Raw genomic sequence first — 23,526 nt, 5'->3', positions numbered from 1 at the left:
GCTCATTATAAAATTTTATGTGAAAGAACGATTATGGAACATCCCTTCACTACTTCTGAGCTAAGTGCCCGCAAGCAGACCATTGCGCGGCATTTTTCTCAAGCCAGTCAGTACGATAAACATGCTCACATTCAGCAGCAGGTTTGTCAGCACTTATTGATGGCTATCGATAATACCAATCAAGACAGTGTGCTTGAGATCGGTGCAGGCACGGGACAACTAACGCAGCTACTGGCAGCATATGTACAAAGTGAGCGATGGTGTATCAACGAGTTATGTGAGCAGCAAGCCACTCATTTACAGGAGTTGTTGCCACAAGCACAAATCCTTATTGGCGATGCGGAAACGATGGATTTAGGCGGTGAGCATAGCTTAGTCATCAGTGCCAGTGCGATTCAGTGGTTTGATAATCCACTCAGCTTTATCGCACAGTCAGCCTCGCGGCTAAAACCTAATGGACAATTATTACTAAGCACCTTTACCCCAGATAATTTTTTGCAAATAAAGACACTGACACGGCAAGGACTGCATTATCCAGATATTAGTGAATGGCAATCAGCACTGGATCAAACAGGATTTAGACACATAAAGCTATCAACGCAGCGCTTTAACGTGCCTTTTGCCCAGCCTTATGATGTGCTTAAACATATGAAGATGACCGGTGTCTCTACCAATCAAACACATAGCAGGCAAACGATTGGTGAGCAAACGTCCAACACACAGCCTTTTGTCTGGACCAAAACCCGCTTGCAAGCATTCGAGCGCGATTATTGGCAGCAGTTTTCGGGCATAGATGAGGACGATCAGCCTTGCGTATATCTGACTTACGACGTACTAATGATTGATGCGCGTTTGCCATAACGGCACGCTTGAAAATATATACTTGAATATCAGGCATAAAAAAACGCATCTCAAAAGATGCGTTTTTTTAAATTGACTACTTACCAATTCTACCACTCTCAAAAACGTGAGTAGCAAGGAAAACGAGCGTAAGTACTACATTTAGTAGACTAAGCGAGTTTGACACAGCTAATCGCGTTTTTGGGTTTGGTATTACTTTTTGTCTTCGTCTACTTCAGTAAACTCAGCATCAACAACGTCATCATCCGCTTGGTTGCTACCATTAGCGTCAGCACCTTGTTGGAACTGGCTTGGATCCATACCCTCGCTACCTGCTCCACTGTCAGCATAAATCTTCTGGCTAACTGGCAAGAATGCGTTGTCTAATGCTTCAAGCTTGGCTTTGATTTCGTCATGATCGTCTTCTTTCGCTGCCGCTTCAAGCTCAGTGATCGCAGTTTCTACTGTTGATTTTTCTTCATCAGTCACTTTATCTTCTGCTTCTTTCAGCGCTTTTTGTACCGCATGAATACGACCATCTGCTTCGTTACGAACTTGCGCTAGGTTAGCGAACTTCTCATCTTCAGCAGCATTAGCCTCTGCATCACGAACCATTTGTTCGACTTCTTCGTCCGACAAACCAGAATCCGCTTTGATCTGGATGCTTTGCGCTTTACCAGTACCTTTATCAGTTGCTGAAATGTTCATGATACCGTCAGCATTGATGTCAAAAGACACTTCGATTTGTGGTAAGCCACGTGGTGCTGGTGGAATATCCGTCAAGTCAAAACGACCAAGCAGTTTGTTTTGGTTAGCGATTTTACGCTCGCCTTGATATACCTGAATGGTTACCGCTGGCTGGTTGTCTTCAGCCGTTGAGAATACCTGTGATTTCTTGGTAGGAATCATGGTGTTTTTCTCGATAACTGGCGTCATCACACCGCCCATGGTTTCGATACCTAGGGTCAATGGCGTTACATCAAGTAGCAATACGTCAGTTTTATCACCAGATAATACCGCGCCTTGGATTGCCGCACCAGCTGCAACTGCTTCGTCAGGGTTCACGTCTTTACGTGGCTCTTGACCGAAGAATTCTTGTACTTTTTGTTGTACTAGCGGCATACGCGTCTGACCACCAACGAGGATAACGTCATCGATATCGCCGATTTTTAGGCCAGCATCTTCAAGGGCGATTTTACAAGGGCCCATGGTGCGCTGTACTAACTCTTCAGTTAGGCTCTCTAGTTTTGAGCGACTGATGGTCACAACCAAATGCTTAGGACCACTGCTATCAGCAGTAATATATGGCAAGTTCACTTCAGTGCTTTGTGCACTTGATAGCTCAATCTTCGCTTTTTCAGCCGCTTCTTTTAGACGCTGCATCGCAAGAGAGTCACCTTTTAGGTTAACGTCTTGTTCTTTTTTGAATTCAGCCACTAAGAAATCGATCAATGCTGAGTCAAAGTCTTCACCACCTAGGAATGTATCACCGTTGGTCGCTAGTACTTCAAACTGTTGCTCACCGTCAACGTCTGCGATTTCGATGATTGAGATATCGAAAGTACCACCACCCAAGTCATATACAGCAACAGTGCTATCGCCTTGCTTCTTGTCCATACCATAAGCAAGTGCTGCGGCAGTTGGCTCGTTGATGATACGTTTTACATCGAGGCCCGCAATTTTACCCGCATCTTTGGTTGCTTGACGCTGTGAGTCATTGAAGTAAGCAGGTACAGTTACGACTGCTTCGGTTACGCTCTCACCAAGATAGTCTTCTGCTGTTTTTTTCATTTTTTTCAAAATTTCAGCAGAAACCTGTGGTGGCGCAAGCTTTTTACCGTTGATTTCTACCCACGCATCGCCGTTGTCTGCTTTAGCGATTTTGTAAGGCACCATACCGATGTCTTTTTGCACGACTTTGTCATCAAAACGACGACCGATCAAACGCTTAATCGCAAACAAAGTGTTGCTTGGATTGGTGACCGCTTGACGCTTCGCTGACTGACCAACCAATGTTTCGTCATCTTTATAAGCGACGATTGATGGTGTGGTACGCGTACCTTCAGCATTTTCGATGACTTTAACTTTGTCACCTTCCATTACTGCTACACACGAGTTAGTCGTACCTAAATCAATACCAATTACTTTACCCATAATCAATTGCTCCTAATTTGTTTTTAACTATAAATACTTATTTATCCAGACCGTAGTCGGTCACTTGTTGCTATATATCGGTTTGCTTGTTGTATTTTTCAAGGCGGTAATCAAGCAAAAACAGTCTTTCCTGTGATTTTTTGTGAAAAACCTTCATATTAGTAGGGTTTAGCCCCAAAAAATATTATTGACCAACACGTACCATGGCTGGACGTAGCAGACGACCGTTTAAGCTATAGCCTTTTTGTAGGACTGTACCGACGGTATCAGCTTCTGCTTCTGGATCGATACCCACAGCTTCATGGAAGTCCGCGTTGAATTTCTCACCTTCTGGATCGACTACTTCTACGCCATGACGTGTAAGTACAGAGACCAATGCTTTGTGAGTTAATTGAACCCCTTCAGCGACTGGGTCATTCGCGTCTGCGTTTTCGATAGCACGCTCTAAATTATCAACGATATCGAGTAACTCTTTTGCAAATTTCTGGAGAGCGAATTTTTTGCTTTTATCTGCTTCTTGCTCGGCGCGCTTTTGTGCATTGTAAGCTTCAGCGTTGGCGCGGGCAGTGCTTTCTTTGGCTTGCTTCACTTCACCTTCTAACTCAGCGATACGCGCTTTGAACGTATCAAGATCGATCTCATTTTCGATGGTAGCTTCTTCACCTGAGTTGTTCTGTGGATCAAACTCGTTCATGGTTTCTTCTAAGATGCTGTCTTTGTGATCAACATTGTCATGCGCCACTGTTTGATCAAAGTTTTCTTGGTTGGTATTTTGCTCGCTCATGATAGCTCCTTGGAATGTCAATAATAATTGAGATAAGACACAATAAATCAGCCAATCGCTGGCTGTATCATGCCTTTATCAGATACTTAACGGTTATCACTCATTTTTTTTATTAATACGTGCTAATAGCTGCTTGATAAAGGTAGTAAGTATAAATTTCAAGCCTAAAGCAAAGGAATTTTTCGCATTTACGACAAATATGGTTAGATCTTTCTTTAAAACAAGTACTCAGCATTTCTCCGCTGTGTCAACTGGTCTTAATATACGTTAACAAAACGTACAAAAAACCGTCAATTACTCTAAATAGGTTACCGTTGCTACCCACGCCATTACTAAATAACACCCTGTTTTACGCACTACTGCCTTATTATTGCTACAAATATTATTCCTTACTCTAAAGTGTACGCTGATGTAACAGTAAACACTCAAAAACAGTTATGAGAGATGTTATGTCTAATTCAACAGTATCATCAATCAATACCTTACTGAACAAAACATTGATGGCGCTGCATTTGGCGTCAAACGATGAGATGATTAGTGAAGCGAAAGACAACGGTTTGCAAAAAAAGCGTTTGAGCGTGAAAGAAAAAATGCTCAGTTATAACCCAATGACACATTGCCAACCACACACTCTGCACTATGCGATGAAAGGTCTTGGCTATCTACCAACGCCAGTATTAGAAGGTTTGATTGGTTACTTAAAAGGACCTCACTCAAAGCAATATCTGCACGCCAATGCTCATTTGCGCCTGATCCTCGCGGTGAACAGTCATCTTAAGACGCCATTAGAGCTGACGCCCATGCATGAACTCCGTGAAAGGTTTGCTGCGGATGCGGTGGCGATGCAAGCACCGAGCGTGTGGCACCAAGCGGGTGGCAGTATGCTAAGTAACATCAAACCTTTTATCAAAAAAGGTGAAACACCTGTCAATTGGGAAGATAAAACCATAGCCAACGCGGATGATGGCGATATGACCATTCGCTGCTATCAGGCAGGTACCAAGAGCATTGGCCCTAAAAAAAGACGTGCCCATAACCCTGACAAAGCAGCCATGTTGTTTTTTCATGGTGGTGGGTTTTGTATTGGTGATGTCGACACACATCACGAGTTCTGTCACGCGGTCTGTGAGCAGACTGGTTGGCCCGTGGTCAGTGTGGATTATCGCTTGGCTCCTGAGTGTCCTGCACCCGCAGCCCTAAAAGACTGTATCACCGCTTATGCTTGGCTTGCTGAGCATTGCCATACCTTAGGTGCCTTACCGTCACGTATCGTTCTTGCAGGCGATAGCGCAGGTGGTGGCCTTTCTACCTTGATTGCACAGCAACTCACTGCACCAAACGAAAACGCTTGGTTAGATTTGGGTGCAGATGGTCAGAAAATGTTTGATCTATTAAAGGAGCTACCTACGCCGCTAGCACAGATGCCGCTATATCCTGTGACTGATATCGAGACAGATTATCCGAGTTGGGAGCTATATGGTGAAGGCCTGCTATTGGATCACGCTGATGTGGCAGTATTTGACGCTGCTTGTCTTGAGAATAGTCTATTGCCACGCATACATATACTAAATTCACCAATGCTTGGTGATAACAGCAAAGTATGTCCCACCTATATCGTCGCCGCTGAACTCGATGTATTGCGTGACGAGGCATTTGCTTATGCCAAGCAGTTAGAGAGTTATAAAGTCCCTGTTGAGACCCATACTGTGCTGGGTGCACCGCATGGCTTTATTCATTTTATGAGCGTGCATCAAGGACTTGGGCAGGAAACAAAAAATATTATTAATGGTTTTGGCGGCTTCGTCCATGAGGTCATTAGTACAAAATCGCAGCTCGTGGCATAGCGGTTAGCTGGTACTAGCTATTTATTAGTATGACCAGAAACGGTAATTAACCAAATTTCTGAGCGTGAGCCCAATCGAAACGGAATACCCCAAAAGCCATAACCCGAGGACACCACGAAGTGTCCTCTACCGATGGCCTCATACCCATAGCCTAATCGGTTTATGGCGCTCACGATGAAGTTGGCGGGGAATACTTGTCCATTGTGAGTGTGTCCCGATACCTGTAGATCGATTGGTAACTGACTGTGCTCATCAATATCGCTTGGTCTATGATCCAGCAGTATCACTGGCTGTGAAGTATAAACTTTCGCGAGCAGGTCAGTTGTCGCGACACGCTGGCGTTTATGATTATCAAAACGTCCAACCAGCCATATAGGCTGACCCTCATGTTCGATATCAAGCACATCGTCATTTAATAAATGTACGCCTGCATCGACTAACGCTTGGCTGATTGGCTGTTCGTGACCATACAAATCATGATTACCCAGCGTTGCATAGACGCCATATGGTAGATTAGCGCACAGCTCAGCTAAGTTTTTTGCCATATTATAGTTATTAAACGCGTCTGTATTGTCATCCATGATATCACCTGGCATAAGCAGCATATCAGATTGCGAATCAATCATCAGACGGTTTAACCTATCTATCGCTGCTACGCCAAATAATCGTCCTAAATGTAGGTCACTCGCGACCGCAATGCGCAATGGTTTAGCGAGCGGTTTGTTGATACTAATGGACAGCTTACGTACGACTGGCACATAAGCACTATGCAGCGCATAAGAGAATAGTCCTATAAATATAATCAAGGCTAGGGCGCGTAATCCAATAGCGATACTGCTCAGGTCATTGGTCACATTACCTGACAGCAGGACTATTAGCCAGTATCCACCATAGAGTAGGCTTATCAGCAATGCCGTGAGCAACATAAAATGCATAACCAACATCCAACCGCTAACCCAGCGGTAGCTATTGGCAAACGCTCTTTTGACACTTAATATTAACAATCCGTTAGTCGTGATAAATATAGCAGACCATATAGCGATCTGAAGCGCTGGCGTGATCCAAGGCTGTAACCACCACTGTAAGCTTAGAGCAGCGCCCGCACTAAACAGCTGCAAGAGCAAAAAAATGGTGATGAAAAATGCATAGCGCATGGATTGCCCTTAGACAGAAATACAATCTAGTGAATATTTAATATAAGCCGACCTTCTTATGTTTCACATGAAACAATCATGATGTAACTACTTCTGATCCTCTAATGCTTGTTTGAGTGTCACGTGCTTGAATGTGTAACCTGCATCAAGAAGCGCTTGTGGCAGCACCTTCTGACCATCTATTAGTAGCGTTGACATCTCACCAAACATCAGCTTGAGTAAAAATTCTGGCAAGGTAAAAAGTGTCGGCCGATGTAACCATGAGCCAAGCGTTTTAGTAAAAGTATGGTTACTCACAGGATTGGGTGCCGTGAGATTATAGACAAAGGCTGGCGTATCACTTCTTGTATCTATAACATTATCGTTATGTGAAACTCTTTGTTTATGGCCAAATTGACTGACAAGATGCTGCTCAATAATAAAAATCGCCGCCCCTACCCAATCGTCACGGCTAATCCAGCTCATAATTTGTTGACCATCACCCAACTGCCCGCCAACGCCAAACTTAAATGGCAGTAATAATTTGGCCACCATACCGCCTTCAGGATGTATCACAACGCCTGTTCGTACAATAGCGACAGGAACATCGTAATCAGTCGCTTTGAGCGCCAAGCTCTCCCACTCCTCACATAAGCGATGGGCAAAGTCTGTCTCAAAACTGCTGTGTTCAGTTAATGGCTTATCACCTTGCGTGCCGTACCAACCGATTGCTGAGCCGCTTACTAGTAGTTTTGGCTTTGTTGCAGTACGTTGGATGAAGCTTAATATCGATTGAGTAGGCTTAATACGACTGGCTATTAACTGCTCTTTGCGCTCATCGCTCCAACGCGCGTCAGCAATACCTGCGCCAGCTAAATTCAGTATGACATCAAAGCTCATATCAGAGGTTGCAAGCTCATCGTAAGTCATCATACTGATGTCATCAGGATGAGCTTGACTGCTATCTCTGGTCAGCCAAGTAATCATCACCTCTTTACCTTGCGTGCGATACCGTTCGATTAACTCTCGGCTAAACGCACTACCCAAAAACCCTGAGCCACCACTAATTAAAACCTTCATACCCTACTCCCTATATGTATCAAATATCGTAACGATGACCTATCGTTGAAAGATTCATCGTTCAATAAAAATCAGCCCCTTTTAACTATCGTCTACTGTTTTGTCATTTTTATCAAAATAACTTTTACATACTTTTGGTAAAGCAACGGGAGCAAAAAAAGTGGGTTTAGCGATAGCTAGCGCTGAGAAGGTATATTTTTGCTATGGCTACAGAACGATAACCATAGCAATCTTCAGCTGGCGAAATATGGTTTATCGATGGCGACAGCACAAAAAAGACAGTACGAAAGACTAGGCTATAATGGTATGAAAGGTCGTTTATTGCCTGCTAACGAATGACTGAGCCTGTCGTTGCATCACGGATTTGGCTGGGTAAGATATAACCTAGAGTATCTGCCTGAAAATAGCCAATCTGCTCACCAAAGTAACCATAGGCGGTATCAAAGGTGCTGGCAGGCGATTGACCTGACGGGTTGCAGCTAGTCGAAACAATGAAGCCAAATGGGTTATTTTCGCTGACCATCTGTTGGCACAGTTCTCGTATGATAGGATGGGCGATGACCCTGACTGCAATGGTCTGATGCTCACCCATTATCCATGAGGGCATCGTGGTCGAAATTGTCTGAGGAATGGGTAATAACCAAGTATGCGCTTGGCGATTTTGTAGCTCGCCGTCATTAACATCTGACTGCCAGCTATCGATAATTTGCTGGCGCTGGGGGTTATTTAAAGAGGCTAGTAGAGGTGACAAATGCTCTACGCTATCGGTAATGACGATCATGCCTTTGGCTTGTGGACGTTGCTTGATATCCAAGATACGCTGCACAGAGGCTTGATTATAAGGGTCGCAACCGATACCCCAAACGCTTTCTGTTGGGTATGCAAGCAGCTTTCCTTCTTTAAGCCAGTTTGCAGCTTGTGTGGCAGAGTCAGTGATAAAGGGTATAGATTGGCTCATAGCTTACATGTTTTATGCTGGAATAGAGACACTAATAATAGCACAAGAGACAGGCTGACTAAGGTAGCGATATTTAGAATCTATCCTACTTATTTTTATGTGGTAGTTCGGAGTAACGATAAGTTATACACGTAAATAGCGTCCGCCTTGCACACTGATGACGCCCATTAGCTCAAGTTCCATCAGCTGTCCAATCAGCTGTGGCGGCGCAAGATTAGTGGCAATAATAAGCGCATCTAAATCCTGTCCATGCCAATCGAGCTGCTCATAGATCTGTGTTAAATGCTCAGGGACAACGATCGCGCTACGAGGGGATTTGATATGAGAAGGTTCTGGCTGACTGACCGTTGTGACAGAGCCCGTCTCTACATTTAGCGCGTCAGAGGATTGAGTGACCTCCGATTGGTGTCTATTAGCGCTTGTAGTAATATCTGTTGGTCTATACGAGCGCTTACCATAATCAAGCTGACCATTGACGTCCTCTAACACCTGCTGAGGATGATAAATCAACGTTGCCCCTTCACGTATCAGATGATGGCAACCTTCGGCATTGCTATTATCAATATGACTTGGAATGGCAAAGACTTGTTTGCCTTGCTCAGAAGTTAAACGGGCAGTAATTAACGAGCCACTTTTGATCGTCGCTTCGGTCACAATCGTGGCTAGACTCAGCCCAGCTACCAGACGGTTACGGCGCGGAAAGGTATGTTTGTGCGGCTGGGTATGCGGCAGTAGCTCACTAATAATGCAGCCACCTTGCTCGATGATTTGAGCAAATAACTGGTCACGATGATTGGGATAATTCACATCAATCCCTGTGCCCATCACGCCGATAGTACGACCTTGATAGTCATGATCAGTCTGCGCCAAAGCTCCTAGATGAGCCCTTTTGTCCACGCCTATCGCCAGACCACTGGTGATGATATACCCTGCCTGTGCCAGATATTGAGCCATATCAAACGTGATTTTTTGAGCATGGGCTGTTGGTTTTCGACTGCCCACGATAGCAATTTGAGCTTGATGCAGGCGCGCGCTATTTCCTCGAAAGAACAATAATGGCGGCGGATCATAAATATGAAGAAGCTGAGCAGGATAGTCAGGCTGACCCGCAAACAATAAACCATAGCGCCCATCTAGAAGCGCTTGCTGTATCTTATCAATAGCAGCACGTGTTTGCTCTGGCTGTTCATGACGTTTGAGATGCGTGTGATGAATGCCTAGCTGCTTCCATGCCTCTACCTTGGCTTGCCACGCGAGCTGCGCGTCACCATAAGTGGTAACAAGCTTGTGATAAGCAGATAATGATGCATTCACCTCATACCACAGCGCCAATATCGCACGCTGATCGTCGGATAAAGAAGAGGTGACTGCGGTCATTGTCATCTGTCTCGTTTGGGCAAACTTAGCAAAATCGCTTCACAAAGCCTTATGTGCTTATAGATAAGGGGGTGGCAATAGTTGGTCGCCAACATTGAGTGGTAGCTCAGAGTCAAGTACGTAAGCATAGCTGATATTATCAAAGGTATTAAACACCATCACCATACCGCTTGGCTCATTTGGCAAGCGTACCGGCATGTCATTATCCTTAACATCTCGTACCAATGGGCCTTTTTGATACACGGTCAGTACGTCACCTGGTTTGGCGCCATGCAAGCTGCCTAAGTTGATCGCTACCACGCTGCCTTTTGCGGCAGAGCTGATTGAGTCCATTACTCGCACAATCATACCACCACGACTGACGCTGGCAGGCGTTGGATAAAAGACAGGTGGAATGGCGTTGTCCAACTCTACAAACACGCGATCACCTTCACGCACTTCTTTGTCGTAGCTATCAGTAAGCTGCAAGCTGGTGACACCATTGCTTTCTGTCGAAGTAACAAGTCCAGTCGCTACTTGCGTGACTTCTAGACCGATAACTTCTTGAGTTTTAGGATCAACGTACAGGTCACCCTCGCGGTATACGCCATAGCGCTGACCAACAATTAGTGGCACCCCTTTGGCATAGACTTTATCACCGCTTGCCGTGATTAGGTTGCGGTTTTTGGAAGCCAAGATATAAGGTGTGGTATTGAAATCTTCTGGATTCACAATGAGCGTTTTATCAAGCCAATGCTGAATAGCAGACCATGGAATAGGCGGAATACTATTGGCCGTTGATGTCACGGCGATAGTACTGGCAACCACGTTACCCGTCAGTTGCTTTTCGATACCAGCACAGCCCTCTCCTGTATCGACTCCTATTAGCGTCTTACCTTGAATCACACAAAGGATAAGAATGTCATCTGGATAAATAAGGTTTGGGTTTTTGATTTGCTTGTTGGTTGCCCAAATCTCTTTCCAGCGCCATGGACTGTCGAGGTAGCGGCCTGAGATGTCCCATAGGGTATCGCCTTTTTTGACGATATAGCGATTGGGGGCATCTGCTTTTATGGTAGGTGGTGGATTATTGGCGTGGGCTGTGGTCATCAACATGGCACTGCTAAATGTCGTAACTAATAATCCTTTTGCCAGTGCTTTTGCTGTCTTTTTTAAGCTCATCTTCATGGTTATATCCACAATATGTACCACTGTTTTGGTCACAATAAATCACACTTAATTCATCACTCTAAAGACATTTGACTTTATTCAAAAAAAATAGAAAAAATCAATATTATCAGCGATTTATAAGTATCACTCTTGTGGCAACTATAGGGCAGCTGTTCAGTATAATTGGCTAGATTCATTCCTAAAAAAGCGTCTAGCAAAATAATGACTCGCTGACGCTGTTTCTAATACTACAATTATATCTACCATAACACAATCATAAACACTTTATTACAATGGTGTAACTTTTATACAAACGCTTCTATCTATAGAAGATAAACTCAAAACATTTATCGCTTATGCTGGATTTGGTGCAACATGTTGACGAATTTGCTCAGCAACCAATTCAGCTTTGTTCTCTAATACAGTCACATGTTGTGGCAGGCTCTCTAAGCCTTCTGTGTGAGCCGGACGCTCGATGTCGATTTGCCCCACTGCTTCGATGATAGTGTCAGCAAATTTAACAGGCAATGCGGTCTCTGCACAGATAATGACTTCGCCTTCACGCTGTAGCTCTTTGGCAACCTTGATACCGTCAGCTGTATGCGGATCGACAAGTTCGCCATGCTGTTCATACAACGCTTTGATCGTGTTTAAGCGATCGCTATGGGTTGATTTGCCAGCAGCAAAGCCATAACGCGTATTGACCGCTTCTATTAGGTCAGACAAGTCAAACCCTTGACCTGATTTTACGCCGTCAAATAACTCATGGACGCGCGCACTGTCTTTATCCAGCAACAAATAAACAAAACGCTCGAAATTCGAAGCTTTTGAGATATCCATTGATGGACTTGAGGTGACATAGGTTTTGTCAGTGGGACGTGGCTGATACGCACCTTGGTTAAAAAAATCGTTTAGTACGTCGTTTTCATTGGTGGCGACGATCAAACGCTCAACGGGCAGACCCATTTCACGAGCGATGTGACCGGCACAAATATTACCAAAGTTACCTGAAGGCACGCTAAAGCTGACTTTTTCATCATTGCTCGTTGTGACCGCAAAATAGGCTTTAAAGTAATAAACAATCTGCGCGAGGATGCGTCCCCAGTTGATCGAGTTGACCGTACCCAAGTCATACTGCGCTTTGAAATCGGCATCTTGCTGCAGCGCTTTGACGATATCCTGACAGTCATCAAACATGCCATCGATCGCGATATTATGAATATTATCGTCGGTCAAGCTGTACATTTGCGCCCGCTGAAACTCACTCATTTTGCCATGCGGTGACAACATAAAGACTTCGACGTTTTCTTTGCCGCGCAACGCGTATTCCGCCGCACTACCCGTATCGCCGCTAGTTGCGCCAATAATAGTGATACGTGCCTCTTTTCTCTTCAGTACGTATTCAAAAGCATTGCCCAAGAACTGCATAGCAACGTCCTTGAATGCGAGTGTTGGGCCGTTTGATAATCCTAAAATGTATAAATTGTCTTCGAGCTTGCGGACAGGAACAATATCATCAGAACCAAACACATCGGCCGTATAAGTGCGCTCGATAATGTCCTGCAAATCGACTGCAGGAATATCAGTGGCAAAGCACTGCATAATCCCCATCGCGAGCTGTGGATAGCTGAGCGTACGCCACTCATCGAGTACAGTGCTATCAATCGTTGGATAATGCTCAGGCAGCATCAAACCACCGTCTGGCGCAAGACCCATTAATAGCACATCACTAAAGTCCATCGGTGCTGTCTGACCACGAGTACTGATATATTTCATTAGATTGTCCTGTCTACAATAATGTTATTCAATAGTTAAAAGTGATTTATTCAGCAGTCTTCTGCAACAGCGCATAATAAAAACCATCACCGCTCTCGCTATCAATTGGCAAGCACTGGCGACCGATGGTTTGCGCGATACCCCAATTGCAATCCTCAGTAAACTCAATCACTGACGCATCGTTGTGATAGCTAATAAAGTCTTGCATTTGCAGCACGTTTTCTTGCTTTAAGATAGAGCACGTGACATATAACAGATACCCACCCGCTTTAAGCTGTGGCCATAGGTTATGCAAAATATCAGCTTGCAACAATGCCGTTTGCTCGATGTCTTCTTCGGTACGCAAAATGCTAATATCAGGATGGCGGCGAATCACGCCCGTCGCGGTACAAGGAGAGTCCAATAATATCGCATCAAATACCGGCTCATTGGTCGCGGCTTTTTTGTTTTTACCATGCTGCCATCTGGTGGCATCAGCGCAGACAACGTTAAGGGCGATATTTTTCTCAGCTTGCTCTAAATCTTGCTGTCTTAGATTAAGACGCTGTAAATTCTCACGAATACGCTCAATACGCGGTGCTTCATTATCGATAGCGGTTAGCTTGAGTTTAGAAGCTAGAGGTTTCGCTTCTGCATCGTCTTGTTTCACGTGAAACAACGATGATTCGCCATTAGCGCTTATGAGCTCTAACCAGTGAGCAAGCTTACCACCAGGCGCAGCACAAGCATCTAGAATGTGTATCTCGTTATTCGTATTTTCCGTATCAGATTTTTCAGCGCTGAGCTTCGCCATTAACGCTTTATTGATAATGGGTGCCGCAAGCTGAGCATGCATGTCTTGCACGCTGGCGATGCCTTCAGCAAAATGAGGCAGAGCATTGACAGCGGTAGTCTGATGCAGTCTTAAGCCTTTGGTAGATAGTGTTGTAGTAATATCTGACGAGTTCGCTACGCTAAAACCAGTCGTTAGCTCAACGATATCTGCATCAATTTCTGCGCCATACAGCGACTGTTGATAATCCTCTACTGAAGTAACGGCCGAGTTGACTCGCAAAAACATCGGTGCCGCTTGGCGCAAGCCTTGTGTTAGCGCATCGTACTGCTCACTCCAATCTTGCTTAAGCTGATAGGCAAGCCAATTTGGCAAGCTGTGCTTTTTATCGCACTTCTTACGAAATTTGCTCGGGTTTTTGGCAACTTTACGCAAGATAGCATTGATTAAACCAGTCGCATGCGCAAACTCAATCTCTTTTGCCGCTTCAACCGTCTCATGAATCGCGGCATGATCTGCCACTTCTAAATACAGTAACTGCACCAAACCCACTTGAATCGTAGTACGAACTTCGATCTCATCAATAGGATTGTCTGCGAGCGTGTCGAGCAAGCGCGCAAGGGCATGCCATTGGCGTAATGTTGTGAGCAATAACGCATGCGCAAAACCTTTATCACCATCGTGCAAGCTGTTTAATAACGGGTCAAGCACGCTTGAGAGCGATTGACCATTTTGAATCGCAAGCAAGGTGCGAATAACGCGCACGCGAACGCTGCCGTTCATGATTAGATTGCTTGATGGCTTGAGCTTGTTGTTTCTAGGTGCATTGTTTTTAGACGCAGTGCTGGTTTGTCTCATGAAGTTGTATTTCCTTGACGTATGATTGATCGCGTCTTGTGCTAGTAGGGTTAAATGTCGTTAAAGCTATTTAGATAAAGCTATTTTGATTCTGTCGTGAATTGATCACCATCGTTCAACTGATTGCCATGACAAAGCTGTTCCGCCGTCATTGGCTTACCACCAGCAAACTGTAATTTGGTTATCGCCAATGTGTTGCTAAGTTGTGCGTCATGAGCGGCATTATCGTTTGGTTGTTCAGCCTCTTGACCGCAAGCCACTAAGATTGCTTTGCGTCCCACACTCACGACCGTACCCGCAGGCTTGTCAGTTTTTTGCGTGGTATTGATCGGGAGTGCAGCGAGTATTTTGACACGCTGCCCTTCTAGAAAAGTATAAGCACCAGGCCATGGTGTCAGTCCACGAATTTGGCGTTCAATCGCAGCAGCAGGTTGTGTCCAGTCAATTTCACCCTCAGTTTTTACGAGCTTTTCGGCATAATTTGCTTGGCTGCCATCTTGGACAATAGCCTGTGCTTGATAATGCGCTAAGTCTTTTAACACCGTGCTAATTGCAGTCGCACCAAGCGCTGCCATCTTATCATGTAGGCTCGCTGCCGTCTCATCAGGCTCTATACTAGCGCTCACCTTATAGAGCATATAACCAGTATCAAGCCCTTTATCCATCTGCATGATGGTGATACCTGTCTCATCATCACCTGCTAATAGTGCACGGTGAATAGGTGCTGCACCGCGCCAACGTGGCAACAATGAGGCATGAATATTTAGACAACCATGCGTGGGTGTGGTCAATACACCGATAGGCAAAATCAAACCGTAAGCAGCGACAATCATAAGATCTGGCTGATACGTACGCAACGTCTGTCGTGCTGCCATGCCCTCTGTACTGGATTTTTTGAAGGTGACTGGCTGCTCTACCGCAATATCGTTCGCTAGTGCCACTTCTTTAACAGCAGAGGCTGATAGTTTTTGGCCGCGTCCTGCTTTGCGATCCGGCTGGGTATATACCGCGACAATATCGATATTAAGTGCGTCTTGCTGGCGAATGAGCGCTTCTAGGCAGATCGCAGCAAACTCAGGTGTACCAGCAAATACTACCCTTAGTCGGTTAGTAGTTGGGTTATCATGGTCAGTAAGCGAGTTAGATGTATCAAAGGTAGGAGCAATTGTAGTCATAATCATGCATTGTATAAGGTTTATTTGTCCATTATAGGTGAGTTTACGACGTTGTGCCATAAGTGTGGTAGTCTCAATCCAGTATGACTAATAGCGCTTTTTGTCTTTATAATATGAGAAGTGTCATTGCTCTAGTTGTCGACCTTCTTATAGAATAAAAATACTTTATCAGCAATACTCTGCAAATAGCACACTATTATTCTGCTATAGATAATAGGAAGGTATCAGTAGCAAGGTTTTGGATAAATCAATTACTATAAGAAACGATGATTTCACTATATATTTTTGCGTCGATATAGGGCCATGCTCTCATGCAACAGTTCCAGTCCTTACAGCGATTATTGATCTTCTATGCATCGACCTTGCTGGTCATGCTATTGCTGTACTATGTCACGTTGTTTGATGGGTTGAGACATCATAGCGAACAACACAGTATAGATACTTTTCATGCGTTACAGCATAGTATTACTGAGCATGCCGCGCCTATCGATGTAGAAATAGAAAAAATCCTAAAACAGCCTACTTTTGATCATATCAGCTATCAGCTTATTTTGATGATGCCATCTGGGCAAACTTATATCCATCGTAAAACTCAACCGAATGAATCAGCTTTTACGACAGTCACGTTTCCCACAGTCAATGCAGCTACCTTGTCTAAGGATAATCAAAGTGCTTATACAGTCAGTAATAGTGCTTTAACAGGAACGATAAAGCTCGAAAGTGGTCATCAGGTTTATGTTGTGTTGCGCTATGAGCCTTTGACTATCGAATGGACCTCGTACCGTTATTGGCTACCATTAATGGTGGCTCTGATACTGTTTTTTATCGCTTTGTTTTATATGCTCCACCGTCGAACCAACTGGGAGCAGCTAATAGCTTACACTGATAATTTGAGTGTTCATGCAAAAGAATCTTATACGCCGCCACCCTTTTTACAAGAAAAATCCACCACTGAGTTTTTGCTGCTAGGTCATGCACTGAGCCGTGTCAGTTATCAGCTACACAACGACTATCGACGTATCAAAACATTAAATCATCGTTTGGAGCGCTTGGTTGATCAGGCACCGCTGCCAATGCTGATGAGCTTACGTCACGGTCATATTAGTTTCTACAATCAACGTTTTGAAAAAACATTTACACCCTCTGCCAAAAATGGACACAGTTATACACTCACTGACTTTGTCATGGGCAAAGATGAGGCGACTCAGCAAATACTTCAAGCGCTAGCTGGTTTACAAGTCTCGCGCACATTGACCGTCTATGGAATACAAAACAAACAAGCCTACCAGTTGCATGCCACTCCATGGTTTGGTGAGCATGGACAAGTTCATGGTTTTACGGTACTACTTAATGATGTCAATGAGCTGGTTAATCAGAACGAGCAGTTGCAACAGCAAAATAAACAGCTACAGCGAAAGGTTGATGAGTTCAATAAACTTAGGTTTGTCATCGGTCATAAGTTGCGCATACCGCTAGAAGCTATGATCGATATCCTTGAGCCAATCGATCCGAACACATTGAATGCAAGACAAAACAAAACGCTAGATACTTTGATTACCACCAGTCAAAACATGCTGACCGCACTCAATGAGACGCTACATATAGGAAATATCGAGGTTAGAAAAACTCGTCTTAATATTGAGCCCGTCGATATTTACAAGCTTGGTCAGGAAGTTAATGAGCTAATCATAAATGATACGCGGCAAAGAGGGCTTGAGCTGATTTACTTCTTTGCCCCAGACTCTCCACGCTCTATTGATACTGATGACGTGCGTCTCCGGCAGATTTTGCTGAATCTACTGCACAATGCCGTAAAATTCACCCCCTCCGGTCATGTAGCACTTATTATCGAACTAACCGACCACGAGCAAATGTCAGAGGCTAGCAAAGAGACCTTGCAGTCTATCAATACAAACCTTACCACAGATGCAGTGAGTTGCTGGGTGCGCTTTAGTGTGCAGGACACTGGTATCGGTATCACATCTGCCAAACAGCATCAGCTTTTGTCGTACTTAAATAAACCCCATAGCCCAGATATTAATCCAATATCGCAAAATGCTATCGATGCAGGGTTGGGACTAAAAAACGTCAATAGCTTTGCGCGATTACTAGGTGGATTTATAGAACTAACCAGTACCGTTAATGAAGGTAGCGTGTTCAACCTCTATTTGCCTTGTCGACGTCCAAGCTATCAGCCGGTATATCATCCTAGTCAGCACCTAAATCATATTTGCCTAATCGCGGTCGTCCATCAGCCGCTTGTCGCGCAACATTTACAGCGGCTTTGTGAGCACTTAGCGATATCTAGCACTATTTATACTTCTGTAGACCTAGCGACTATAGAGCAATTAACAGAACGCCTAAGTCGAGAGCAGCAAAGCTCAGCACCCATACTCCTACTAGATTATGAGTACTATGACACCAGCGCGATCTTAGTTGGCAGCAAGACCAACGCTGACAGCTCAGCGAAATATCAAAATTCATTACCACAAGGGCAGTCTGACCTCACAAAACCCCATTTAACGCACAGCAATCATATAGTTACGAGCATCGATAGACGGCAGGCATTAAACAGCCTGCTCGCTAATACATCCTTTCCTAAAATACTGTTTAGTATGAAATCTGAGCGCCGCATACCCTCTATGTTACTCGATCAATGTGATGGCTTTTTGGCAAAACCTTTAGATAGTGCGCTATTACTGTCTGAAATCCTGCGCTTGACAATACCAGCTAGAAAAAAGCTAACACAAACACAAGATATCAAAGAGAACATTAGCGAGACAACTGTTCAAGAAGAAAGTTCGCAGCCATTATCACCCCTTATCTTAGTGGTGGAAGATAGTCCAACCAATCAAAAAATAGCCTGCAAAATGCTGAGTAAACTTGGCTATCGCAGTATCGTTGCAGAAGATGGTCAGCAAGCGCTTGATATATTAGCCAGCCAGCGTGAGGAGATTTCCCTGATTTTGATGGACTGCCGGATGCCAGTCATGGACGGTCTACAAGCTACTCAGGCAATCCGCGCACAAGGCGACGATATACCTATTGTCGCACTAACGGCGAATAATACAGACGAGGATCGCAAGGCGTGCATGCAAGTGGGAATGGATGAGTTTTTATCCAAACCTATCAGTAAAAAGGATCTAGAAACCGTTTTACAAAGCTTTATATCCTAAACGTCAATGAAAGAATAAAAAAATCACCCTGTCGATATTACTTTGATTTCGTAATACTGACAGGGTGAAAGGTCTAGACAGGTAAGTAAAACCTCAAACGTTATTTCATAAAGCCATTATCTGCTAAAAAAGCTTCTGTAATTTGGCTTTGAGGATTTGCAGCATTCATACCACCAGACTGTGATTTATTTAATAAACGCTCCAAATAGCGTGCAACGATATCTACTTCGATATTGACCTTATTACCTACCAACCAATGCTTAGCGATGTTGGTCACTTGAGCGGTATGCGGGATAATATTTAAAGAAACGATATTGTCACGTACCAGATTGGTAGTCAGACTAATACCGTCCACTGTGATAGAACCTTTGGTCGCCGTATAGTGCGCCAACTCTTGTGGTATCTCAATCTCAATATAAATAGAACGTGCGTCTTGCTGTATCTTACTGACGACGCCTACCCCATCCACATGACCAGCAACAATATGGCCACCAAAACGAGTCGTCGGTAGCATCGCTTTTTCTAAATTAACCGTATGACCTGCTTTTAATGCTTCTAGCGCTGTTCGAGCAATCGTTTCACGTGAAACATCGACAGAGTAATGGTTATTACCAAGCTCTACAACAGTCAAACAAATGCCATTCGATGCAATAGAATCACCCAGTTTTACATCGCTAAAATCTAAGTCATTGGACTCTACGGTCAAACGTATATCACCGCCTGTAGGTTGCATGGATTTAACTTTTCCAACGCTTTCTATAATTCCTGTAAACATATCAGCCTCATCTCATTATTATACTGTCGTTATAAACAATGTCTCTTTACTTATCAAATGGTTAGCCAGTTTTCGCTATTAATTTTCAGAGCACATTTTTACTATAAAGCACTCAATCAATTCACACTTTCATAGGATAGATTGTGGATAAGTAAGTATAAGTCAAGACATATAGGGATAAAAACCCTACCTATTATATAGTTATCCACAACACATTTAAATTTGTTTTAAAGAATATAATACTGGAATGCATTTTTAAGTATTTGATTAATATATATATTTTAAGAAACGTCAAATGAAATATACTTTTTATGTTTCATATGAAACAAAGTTATACACAGTTCCATGTGGAACACTCAATAGCGATACTTACTTATCCACATATAGTGCATACCATGAACCATTTGTGGATAACAAAATTGCAAATAAACAGCCTATAAAGGCAATAGCGTTAATTTAAGGTCAGAACCTAGCTGCTCATAATTGTAAATATCGAAGCGCAACTGTTGAGCCAGTGAGATAGGATTGAAATTAACCATTGGTCGCGCTTGGTTACCAAGTAGACAAGGCGCCTGATAAACGATCAACTCATCAACCAGCTGTTGATTCAAAAAGCTTCCTGCAACGCTAGCACCTGCCTCCACCAAGACATCATAACACTGATGATCTCTCACTAATGTTGCTAGTAAAGCGGCGAGATCGTCTGTGCGCCAATAAATCGTATCTGTACGGCGACACAATTGATAATCAGACCGATCACTGTACTCTAAACGCTGACGTCTATCGAGCACCACGATTCGAGGCGTGGGAACTTGCTCAGGTGATATGCCTAATTGATTCGAGCGCACATTAAGCTGTGGATCATCGGTCATTACTGTTTCACTGCCAGTTATGATTGCCCCACTTTGTGCTCGTATTTTTTGTACATCGGCGCGTGCTGCATTTGATGTAATCCATTTTGACTCACCAGATGCCATGGCAGTACGACCGTCTAAACTGGTCGCTATTTTTAACCGTACATATGGCATCTGAGTCCGCATGGCCTTTAAAAATCCACGATTTAATGCCTCTGCCTGCTCTGTTAGTACACCGACTCTCACGACGATACCCGCTTGCTTAAGTAGCTTTACCCCGCGACCTGCGACCTGCGGATTGGGGTCTAGATCTGCAATCACAACACGCTTCACATTAGCTTTAATAAGTGCCAACGCACACGGCGGTGTACGCCCTGTATGGCTGCATGGCTCTAGAGTCACATAAGCCGTTGCGCCCACTGCTCGATCGCCTGCTTCTTTTAATGCAAATACCTCTGCATGTGGCTCACCAGCTTTCGGATGAAACCCTTGACCGACCACTTCTTCAGCTTGGACGATGACACAACCTACTGCTGGATTTGGCCTAGTAGTATACAAACCGCGCTTAGCTTGTTCGATAGCAAGCATCATAAAGTAGCGATCTTGCGCATCTTGAGAGTGATTTATAGTTGGCATAACAGTAGGCTTAATAAATGATTGGTAATAATTACGGAGAGTTTTATTTAATAATCTAAGCGCTTTGAACTCAAATCAGTTCAATGGTTAGACATATTTATTGATGTATCAACTTATTTGTCATTTGGACGAATATTAGCAATCTCTTGATGAAAGGCATCGATGTCTTGAAAATCACGATAAACACTAGCAAAACGCACATAAGCGACATCATCTAACGCCTTTAGTTCACTCATGATGATTTCACCCAAGACTTTGCTACTGATTTCACGCTCACCCATTTGTCTGACACGTTTTTCAACTCGACTAATCATTGCCTCTTGCTCATCGATAGTGATGGGGCGCTTTTGCAAAGGCAACAAGATAGAACGGCGCAGTTTTTCATTGTCGTAAGGCTCAATCTTGTTACTAGATTTGATAATCCTTGGCATCACCACTTCTACCATCTCAAACGTTGTAAAACGCTCTTGGCAACTATTGCACGAACGGCGGCGACGCACTTGCGCACCTTCTGCAGCAAGACGTGAGTCGATCACTTTTGTCTCTGATGCATTACAATACGGGCAGTGCATAGCAATTCCTTATTTTACAACGAAGAATAAAATCAAAACTTATAAGATAGACAAATTTATTGAGTAATAGATAGGGTTATTCAACCGTTATTTACCAATACAAAAACTACCAAATATCTTGCCGAGCAAATCATCAGCACTAAACTCGCCCGTGATCTCACCCAAACTCTGCTGCGCTTGACGCAAGCTTTCGGCGACTAATTCACCTGCTTGAAATACCGTTAACTGCTCATGCGCCTCTACGAGATAGTTAGCAGTCCGTCTGAGGGCATCTATATGACGTGTACGAGCAATTAGGCTATTTTCTGGTGGATGAAAACCTACCTTTGTACATAACGCTTCGACTAAATTGTCAATACCAGCGCCTGTTTCACATGAAACATCAACTTGTTCGTAGCCTCTATCTTTGATTTCTGCTTGCGTTATAGAAGCCGATTTTTCACTACTATCATCGCTCAATAAATCACTTTTATTGGCAATTATTAGTAATCGTTTGGCATCTGGCAGCTCGCCAAATAACTGCTCAGCCAATTGCAACGGTGTACTTTCTTCTTCAACATCGCGAGTCACATCGTAAACCATCAGCAGCATATCAGCTTGGGTAATGGCGGTGCGAGCACGTTCAATGCCGATACGCTCTACGGTATCCTCTGTATCACGTAGGCCTGCCGTATCAGTAAGGTGAAGTGTCAAACCATTGAGCACGACCGTCTCTTGTAGCGTATCACGCGTAGTGCCAGCGACATCGGTAACGATAGCACGTTCTTGCCCTGCTAGACGATTTAGCAGGCTTGATTTACCGGCATTTGGCCTACCTGCTAGCACAACATGGATACCATCTCGCAAAAGCTGACCTTGTTTTGCCGTGGCTAATACTTGCTGTATTTTATCTTGCGTTTGTTCAAGCTTATTCTGTATCACGCCGTCAGATAAAAAATCGACATCCTCTTCATCAGGGAAATCAATGGCAGCTTCAACGTGCAAGCGCAAATGAATCAACTGTTCTAATAGCTGATTAATCTTTTGGGAGAACTCACCACTTAAAGATCGAATCGCACTACTCGCGGCCGCCGCACTGGTCGCATCAATCGCATCAGCGATTGCCTCTGCCTGCACCAAATCCAACTTATCATTATCAAAAGCACGATAAGAAAACTCCCCGGCACTCGCTTGTTTGGCACCCAACTCAAATACACGTGCAAGCAACTGGTTCTGTAAAATGACGCCGCCGTGTCCTTGTAGCTCAATCACATCTTCACCCGTGAATGAATGCGGACCTTTGAAGAACAGTACTAACCCTTCATCAATAACAGTGCCATCAGCTTGATAAAAGCGGCAAAAACTGGCCATACGCGGCGTAAAAGCAGATTTACCCGTAAGGGTACAGGCCATAGCATAGGCACGGCTACCTGACAGACGTATAACGCCCACACCGCCTCGCCCGAGTGGCGTTGCAATCGCAGCAATCGTGGCGAGTCCCGATATATTAGATTTTTCAGAAGAATTAAGTGCGGCTAATGCCATCTCTAAGGAATCCACAATGACTCTCAATAGCTAAAAATCCCATTATAGACGTCTGTGCTCATAGTGACAAAGCAAACTTTGAAACGCAG

Annotated in this window: 17 protein-coding genes; 3 read left to right on the top strand and 14 right to left on the bottom strand. The window is 44.0% G+C overall.

From position 1 onward, the window contains the following. Positions 1-33: 33 nt before the first annotated feature. Positions 34-861: a methyltransferase domain-containing protein gene (locus tag ACHUET_RS12565; protein ID WP_394213247.1), complete on the top strand. Its 828-nt coding sequence runs from the start codon at positions 34-36 to the stop codon at positions 859-861. A 192-nt stretch (positions 862-1,053) separates the two neighbouring features. Here ACHUET_RS12565 and dnaK read toward each other — a convergent pair whose 3' ends face one another. Beyond that, entirely contained in the window at positions 1,054-2,994 is a 1,941-nt protein-coding gene (dnaK, locus tag ACHUET_RS12560) for a molecular chaperone DnaK (protein WP_394213245.1), read from the bottom strand. Between the two features lie 184 nt (positions 2,995-3,178). Then, positions 3,179-3,778, bottom strand: a complete 600-nt coding sequence (gene grpE / locus ACHUET_RS12555) for a nucleotide exchange factor GrpE (protein WP_186475348.1) — start codon at positions 3,776-3,778, stop codon at positions 3,179-3,181. A gap of 449 nt (positions 3,779-4,227) precedes the next feature. Between grpE and ACHUET_RS12550 the strand changes: the two genes are divergently transcribed. Further along, the gene (locus ACHUET_RS12550) at positions 4,228-5,622 is read left to right on the top strand and encodes an alpha/beta hydrolase (protein WP_394213243.1); all 1,395 of its coding nucleotides are present in this window, start codon (positions 4,228-4,230) and stop codon (positions 5,620-5,622) included. Positions 5,623-5,639: 17 nt separating this feature from the next. Here the strand turns inward: ACHUET_RS12550 and ACHUET_RS12545 are convergent, their stop codons facing one another. The 8 genes from ACHUET_RS12545 to fmt form a co-directional block, all read right to left on the bottom strand. Beyond that, positions 5,640-6,776, bottom strand: coding sequence for a metallophosphoesterase (locus ACHUET_RS12545; protein ID WP_394213241.1), 1,137 nt, complete (start codon positions 6,774-6,776; stop codon positions 5,640-5,642). A gap of 87 nt (positions 6,777-6,863) precedes the next feature. Beyond that, entirely contained in the window at positions 6,864-7,835 is a 972-nt protein-coding gene (locus tag ACHUET_RS12540; protein WP_394213240.1) for an epimerase, read from the bottom strand. Positions 7,836-8,163: 328 nt separating this feature from the next. After that, positions 8,164-8,793 (bottom strand): L-threonylcarbamoyladenylate synthase, encoded by a 630-nt coding sequence (locus tag ACHUET_RS12535; RefSeq protein WP_394213239.1) that lies wholly within the window; start codon positions 8,791-8,793, stop codon positions 8,164-8,166. Between the two features lie 123 nt (positions 8,794-8,916). After that, a complete protein-coding gene (gene dprA, locus ACHUET_RS12530; RefSeq protein WP_394213306.1) occupies positions 8,917-10,170 on the bottom strand; it encodes a DNA-processing protein DprA in 1,254 nt (417 codons plus the stop codon). Between the two features lie 57 nt (positions 10,171-10,227). Then, entirely contained in the window at positions 10,228-11,337 is a 1,110-nt protein-coding gene (locus ACHUET_RS12525; RefSeq protein WP_394213237.1) for a LysM peptidoglycan-binding domain-containing protein, read from the bottom strand. A gap of 336 nt (positions 11,338-11,673) precedes the next feature. Beyond that, positions 11,674-13,095: a threonine synthase gene (thrC, locus tag ACHUET_RS12520; RefSeq protein WP_394213235.1), complete on the bottom strand. Its 1,422-nt coding sequence runs from the start codon at positions 13,093-13,095 to the stop codon at positions 11,674-11,676. A gap of 46 nt (positions 13,096-13,141) precedes the next feature. Next, positions 13,142-14,725, bottom strand: coding sequence for a transcription antitermination factor NusB (locus tag ACHUET_RS12515; RefSeq protein WP_394213233.1), 1,584 nt, complete (start codon positions 14,723-14,725; stop codon positions 13,142-13,144). Between the two features lie 80 nt (positions 14,726-14,805). Next, positions 14,806-15,900, bottom strand: coding sequence for a methionyl-tRNA formyltransferase (fmt, locus tag ACHUET_RS12510; RefSeq protein WP_394213232.1), 1,095 nt, complete (start codon positions 15,898-15,900; stop codon positions 14,806-14,808). A gap of 311 nt (positions 15,901-16,211) precedes the next feature. Here fmt and ACHUET_RS12505 point away from each other — a divergent pair, with 311 nt between their 5' ends. Further along, positions 16,212-19,076, top strand: coding sequence for a response regulator (locus ACHUET_RS12505; protein WP_394213230.1), 2,865 nt, complete (start codon positions 16,212-16,214; stop codon positions 19,074-19,076). A 100-nt stretch (positions 19,077-19,176) separates the two neighbouring features. Here the strand turns inward: ACHUET_RS12505 and ACHUET_RS12500 are convergent, their stop codons facing one another. The 4 genes from ACHUET_RS12500 to mnmE all read right to left on the bottom strand — a co-directional run bounded on the left by ACHUET_RS12500 (position 19,177) and on the right by mnmE (position 23,437). Then, positions 19,177-19,851: a riboflavin synthase gene (locus ACHUET_RS12500; RefSeq protein WP_394213228.1), complete on the bottom strand. Its 675-nt coding sequence runs from the start codon at positions 19,849-19,851 to the stop codon at positions 19,177-19,179. Positions 19,852-20,285: 434 nt separating this feature from the next. Further along, positions 20,286-21,341, bottom strand: a complete 1,056-nt coding sequence (ribD, locus tag ACHUET_RS12495) for a bifunctional diaminohydroxyphosphoribosylaminopyrimidine deaminase/5-amino-6-(5-phosphoribosylamino)uracil reductase RibD (RefSeq protein ID WP_394213226.1) — start codon at positions 21,339-21,341, stop codon at positions 20,286-20,288. A 113-nt stretch (positions 21,342-21,454) separates the two neighbouring features. After that, on the bottom strand, positions 21,455-21,913 hold the full coding sequence (gene nrdR, locus ACHUET_RS12490; protein ID WP_201599406.1) for a transcriptional regulator NrdR: 459 nt from the start codon (positions 21,911-21,913) through the stop codon (positions 21,455-21,457). A gap of 87 nt (positions 21,914-22,000) precedes the next feature. Further along, positions 22,001-23,437, bottom strand: coding sequence for a tRNA uridine-5-carboxymethylaminomethyl(34) synthesis GTPase MnmE (gene mnmE / locus ACHUET_RS12485; protein WP_394213304.1), 1,437 nt, complete (start codon positions 23,435-23,437; stop codon positions 22,001-22,003). Positions 23,438-23,526 lie beyond the last annotated feature (89 nt).

The sequence above is a fragment of the Psychrobacter piscatorii genome, assembly GCF_043641605.1.
Taxonomy (GTDB): Bacteria; Pseudomonadota; Gammaproteobacteria; order Pseudomonadales; family Moraxellaceae; genus Psychrobacter; species Psychrobacter piscatorii_C.
The sequence above is the reverse complement of the archived record's forward strand: the minus strand, read 5'-3'. Positions and strand labels throughout refer to the sequence as shown.

Coding starts and splice junctions, on each gene's coding strand:
- ACHUET_RS12535 (WP_394213239.1), bottom strand. CDS start 8,793: ATGAGCCAATCTATACCCTTTATCACTGACTCTGCCACACAAGCTGCA.
- ACHUET_RS12545 (WP_394213241.1), bottom strand. CDS start 6,776: ATGCGCTATGCATTTTTCATCACCATTTTTTTGCTCTTGCAGCTGTTT.
- ACHUET_RS12565 (WP_394213247.1), top strand. CDS start 34: ATGGAACATCCCTTCACTACTTCTGAGCTAAGTGCCCGCAAGCAGACC.
- thrC (WP_394213235.1), bottom strand. CDS start 13,095: ATGAAATATATCAGTACTCGTGGTCAGACAGCACCGATGGACTTTAGT.
- mnmE (WP_394213304.1), bottom strand. CDS start 23,437: ATGGCATTAGCCGCACTTAATTCTTCTGAAAAATCTAATATATCGGGA.
- dnaK (WP_394213245.1), bottom strand. CDS start 2,994: ATGGGTAAAGTAATTGGTATTGATTTAGGTACGACTAACTCGTGTGTA.
- ACHUET_RS12505 (WP_394213230.1), top strand. CDS start 16,212: ATGCAACAGTTCCAGTCCTTACAGCGATTATTGATCTTCTATGCATCG.
- grpE (WP_186475348.1), bottom strand. CDS start 3,778: ATGAGCGAGCAAAATACCAACCAAGAAAACTTTGATCAAACAGTGGCG.
- ACHUET_RS12550 (WP_394213243.1), top strand. CDS start 4,228: ATGTCTAATTCAACAGTATCATCAATCAATACCTTACTGAACAAAACA.
- ACHUET_RS12515 (WP_394213233.1), bottom strand. CDS start 14,725: ATGAGACAAACCAGCACTGCGTCTAAAAACAATGCACCTAGAAACAAC.
- ACHUET_RS12500 (WP_394213228.1), bottom strand. CDS start 19,851: ATGTTTACAGGAATTATAGAAAGCGTTGGAAAAGTTAAATCCATGCAA.
- dprA (WP_394213306.1), bottom strand. CDS start 10,170: ATGACCGCAGTCACCTCTTCTTTATCCGACGATCAGCGTGCGATATTG.
- ACHUET_RS12540 (WP_394213240.1), bottom strand. CDS start 7,835: ATGAAGGTTTTAATTAGTGGTGGCTCAGGGTTTTTGGGTAGTGCGTTT.
- nrdR (WP_201599406.1), bottom strand. CDS start 21,913: ATGCACTGCCCGTATTGTAATGCATCAGAGACAAAAGTGATCGACTCA.
- fmt (WP_394213232.1), bottom strand. CDS start 15,900: ATGACTACAATTGCTCCTACCTTTGATACATCTAACTCGCTTACTGAC.
- ACHUET_RS12525 (WP_394213237.1), bottom strand. CDS start 11,337: ATGAAGATGAGCTTAAAAAAGACAGCAAAAGCACTGGCAAAAGGATTA.
- ribD (WP_394213226.1), bottom strand. CDS start 21,341: ATGCCAACTATAAATCACTCTCAAGATGCGCAAGATCGCTACTTTATG.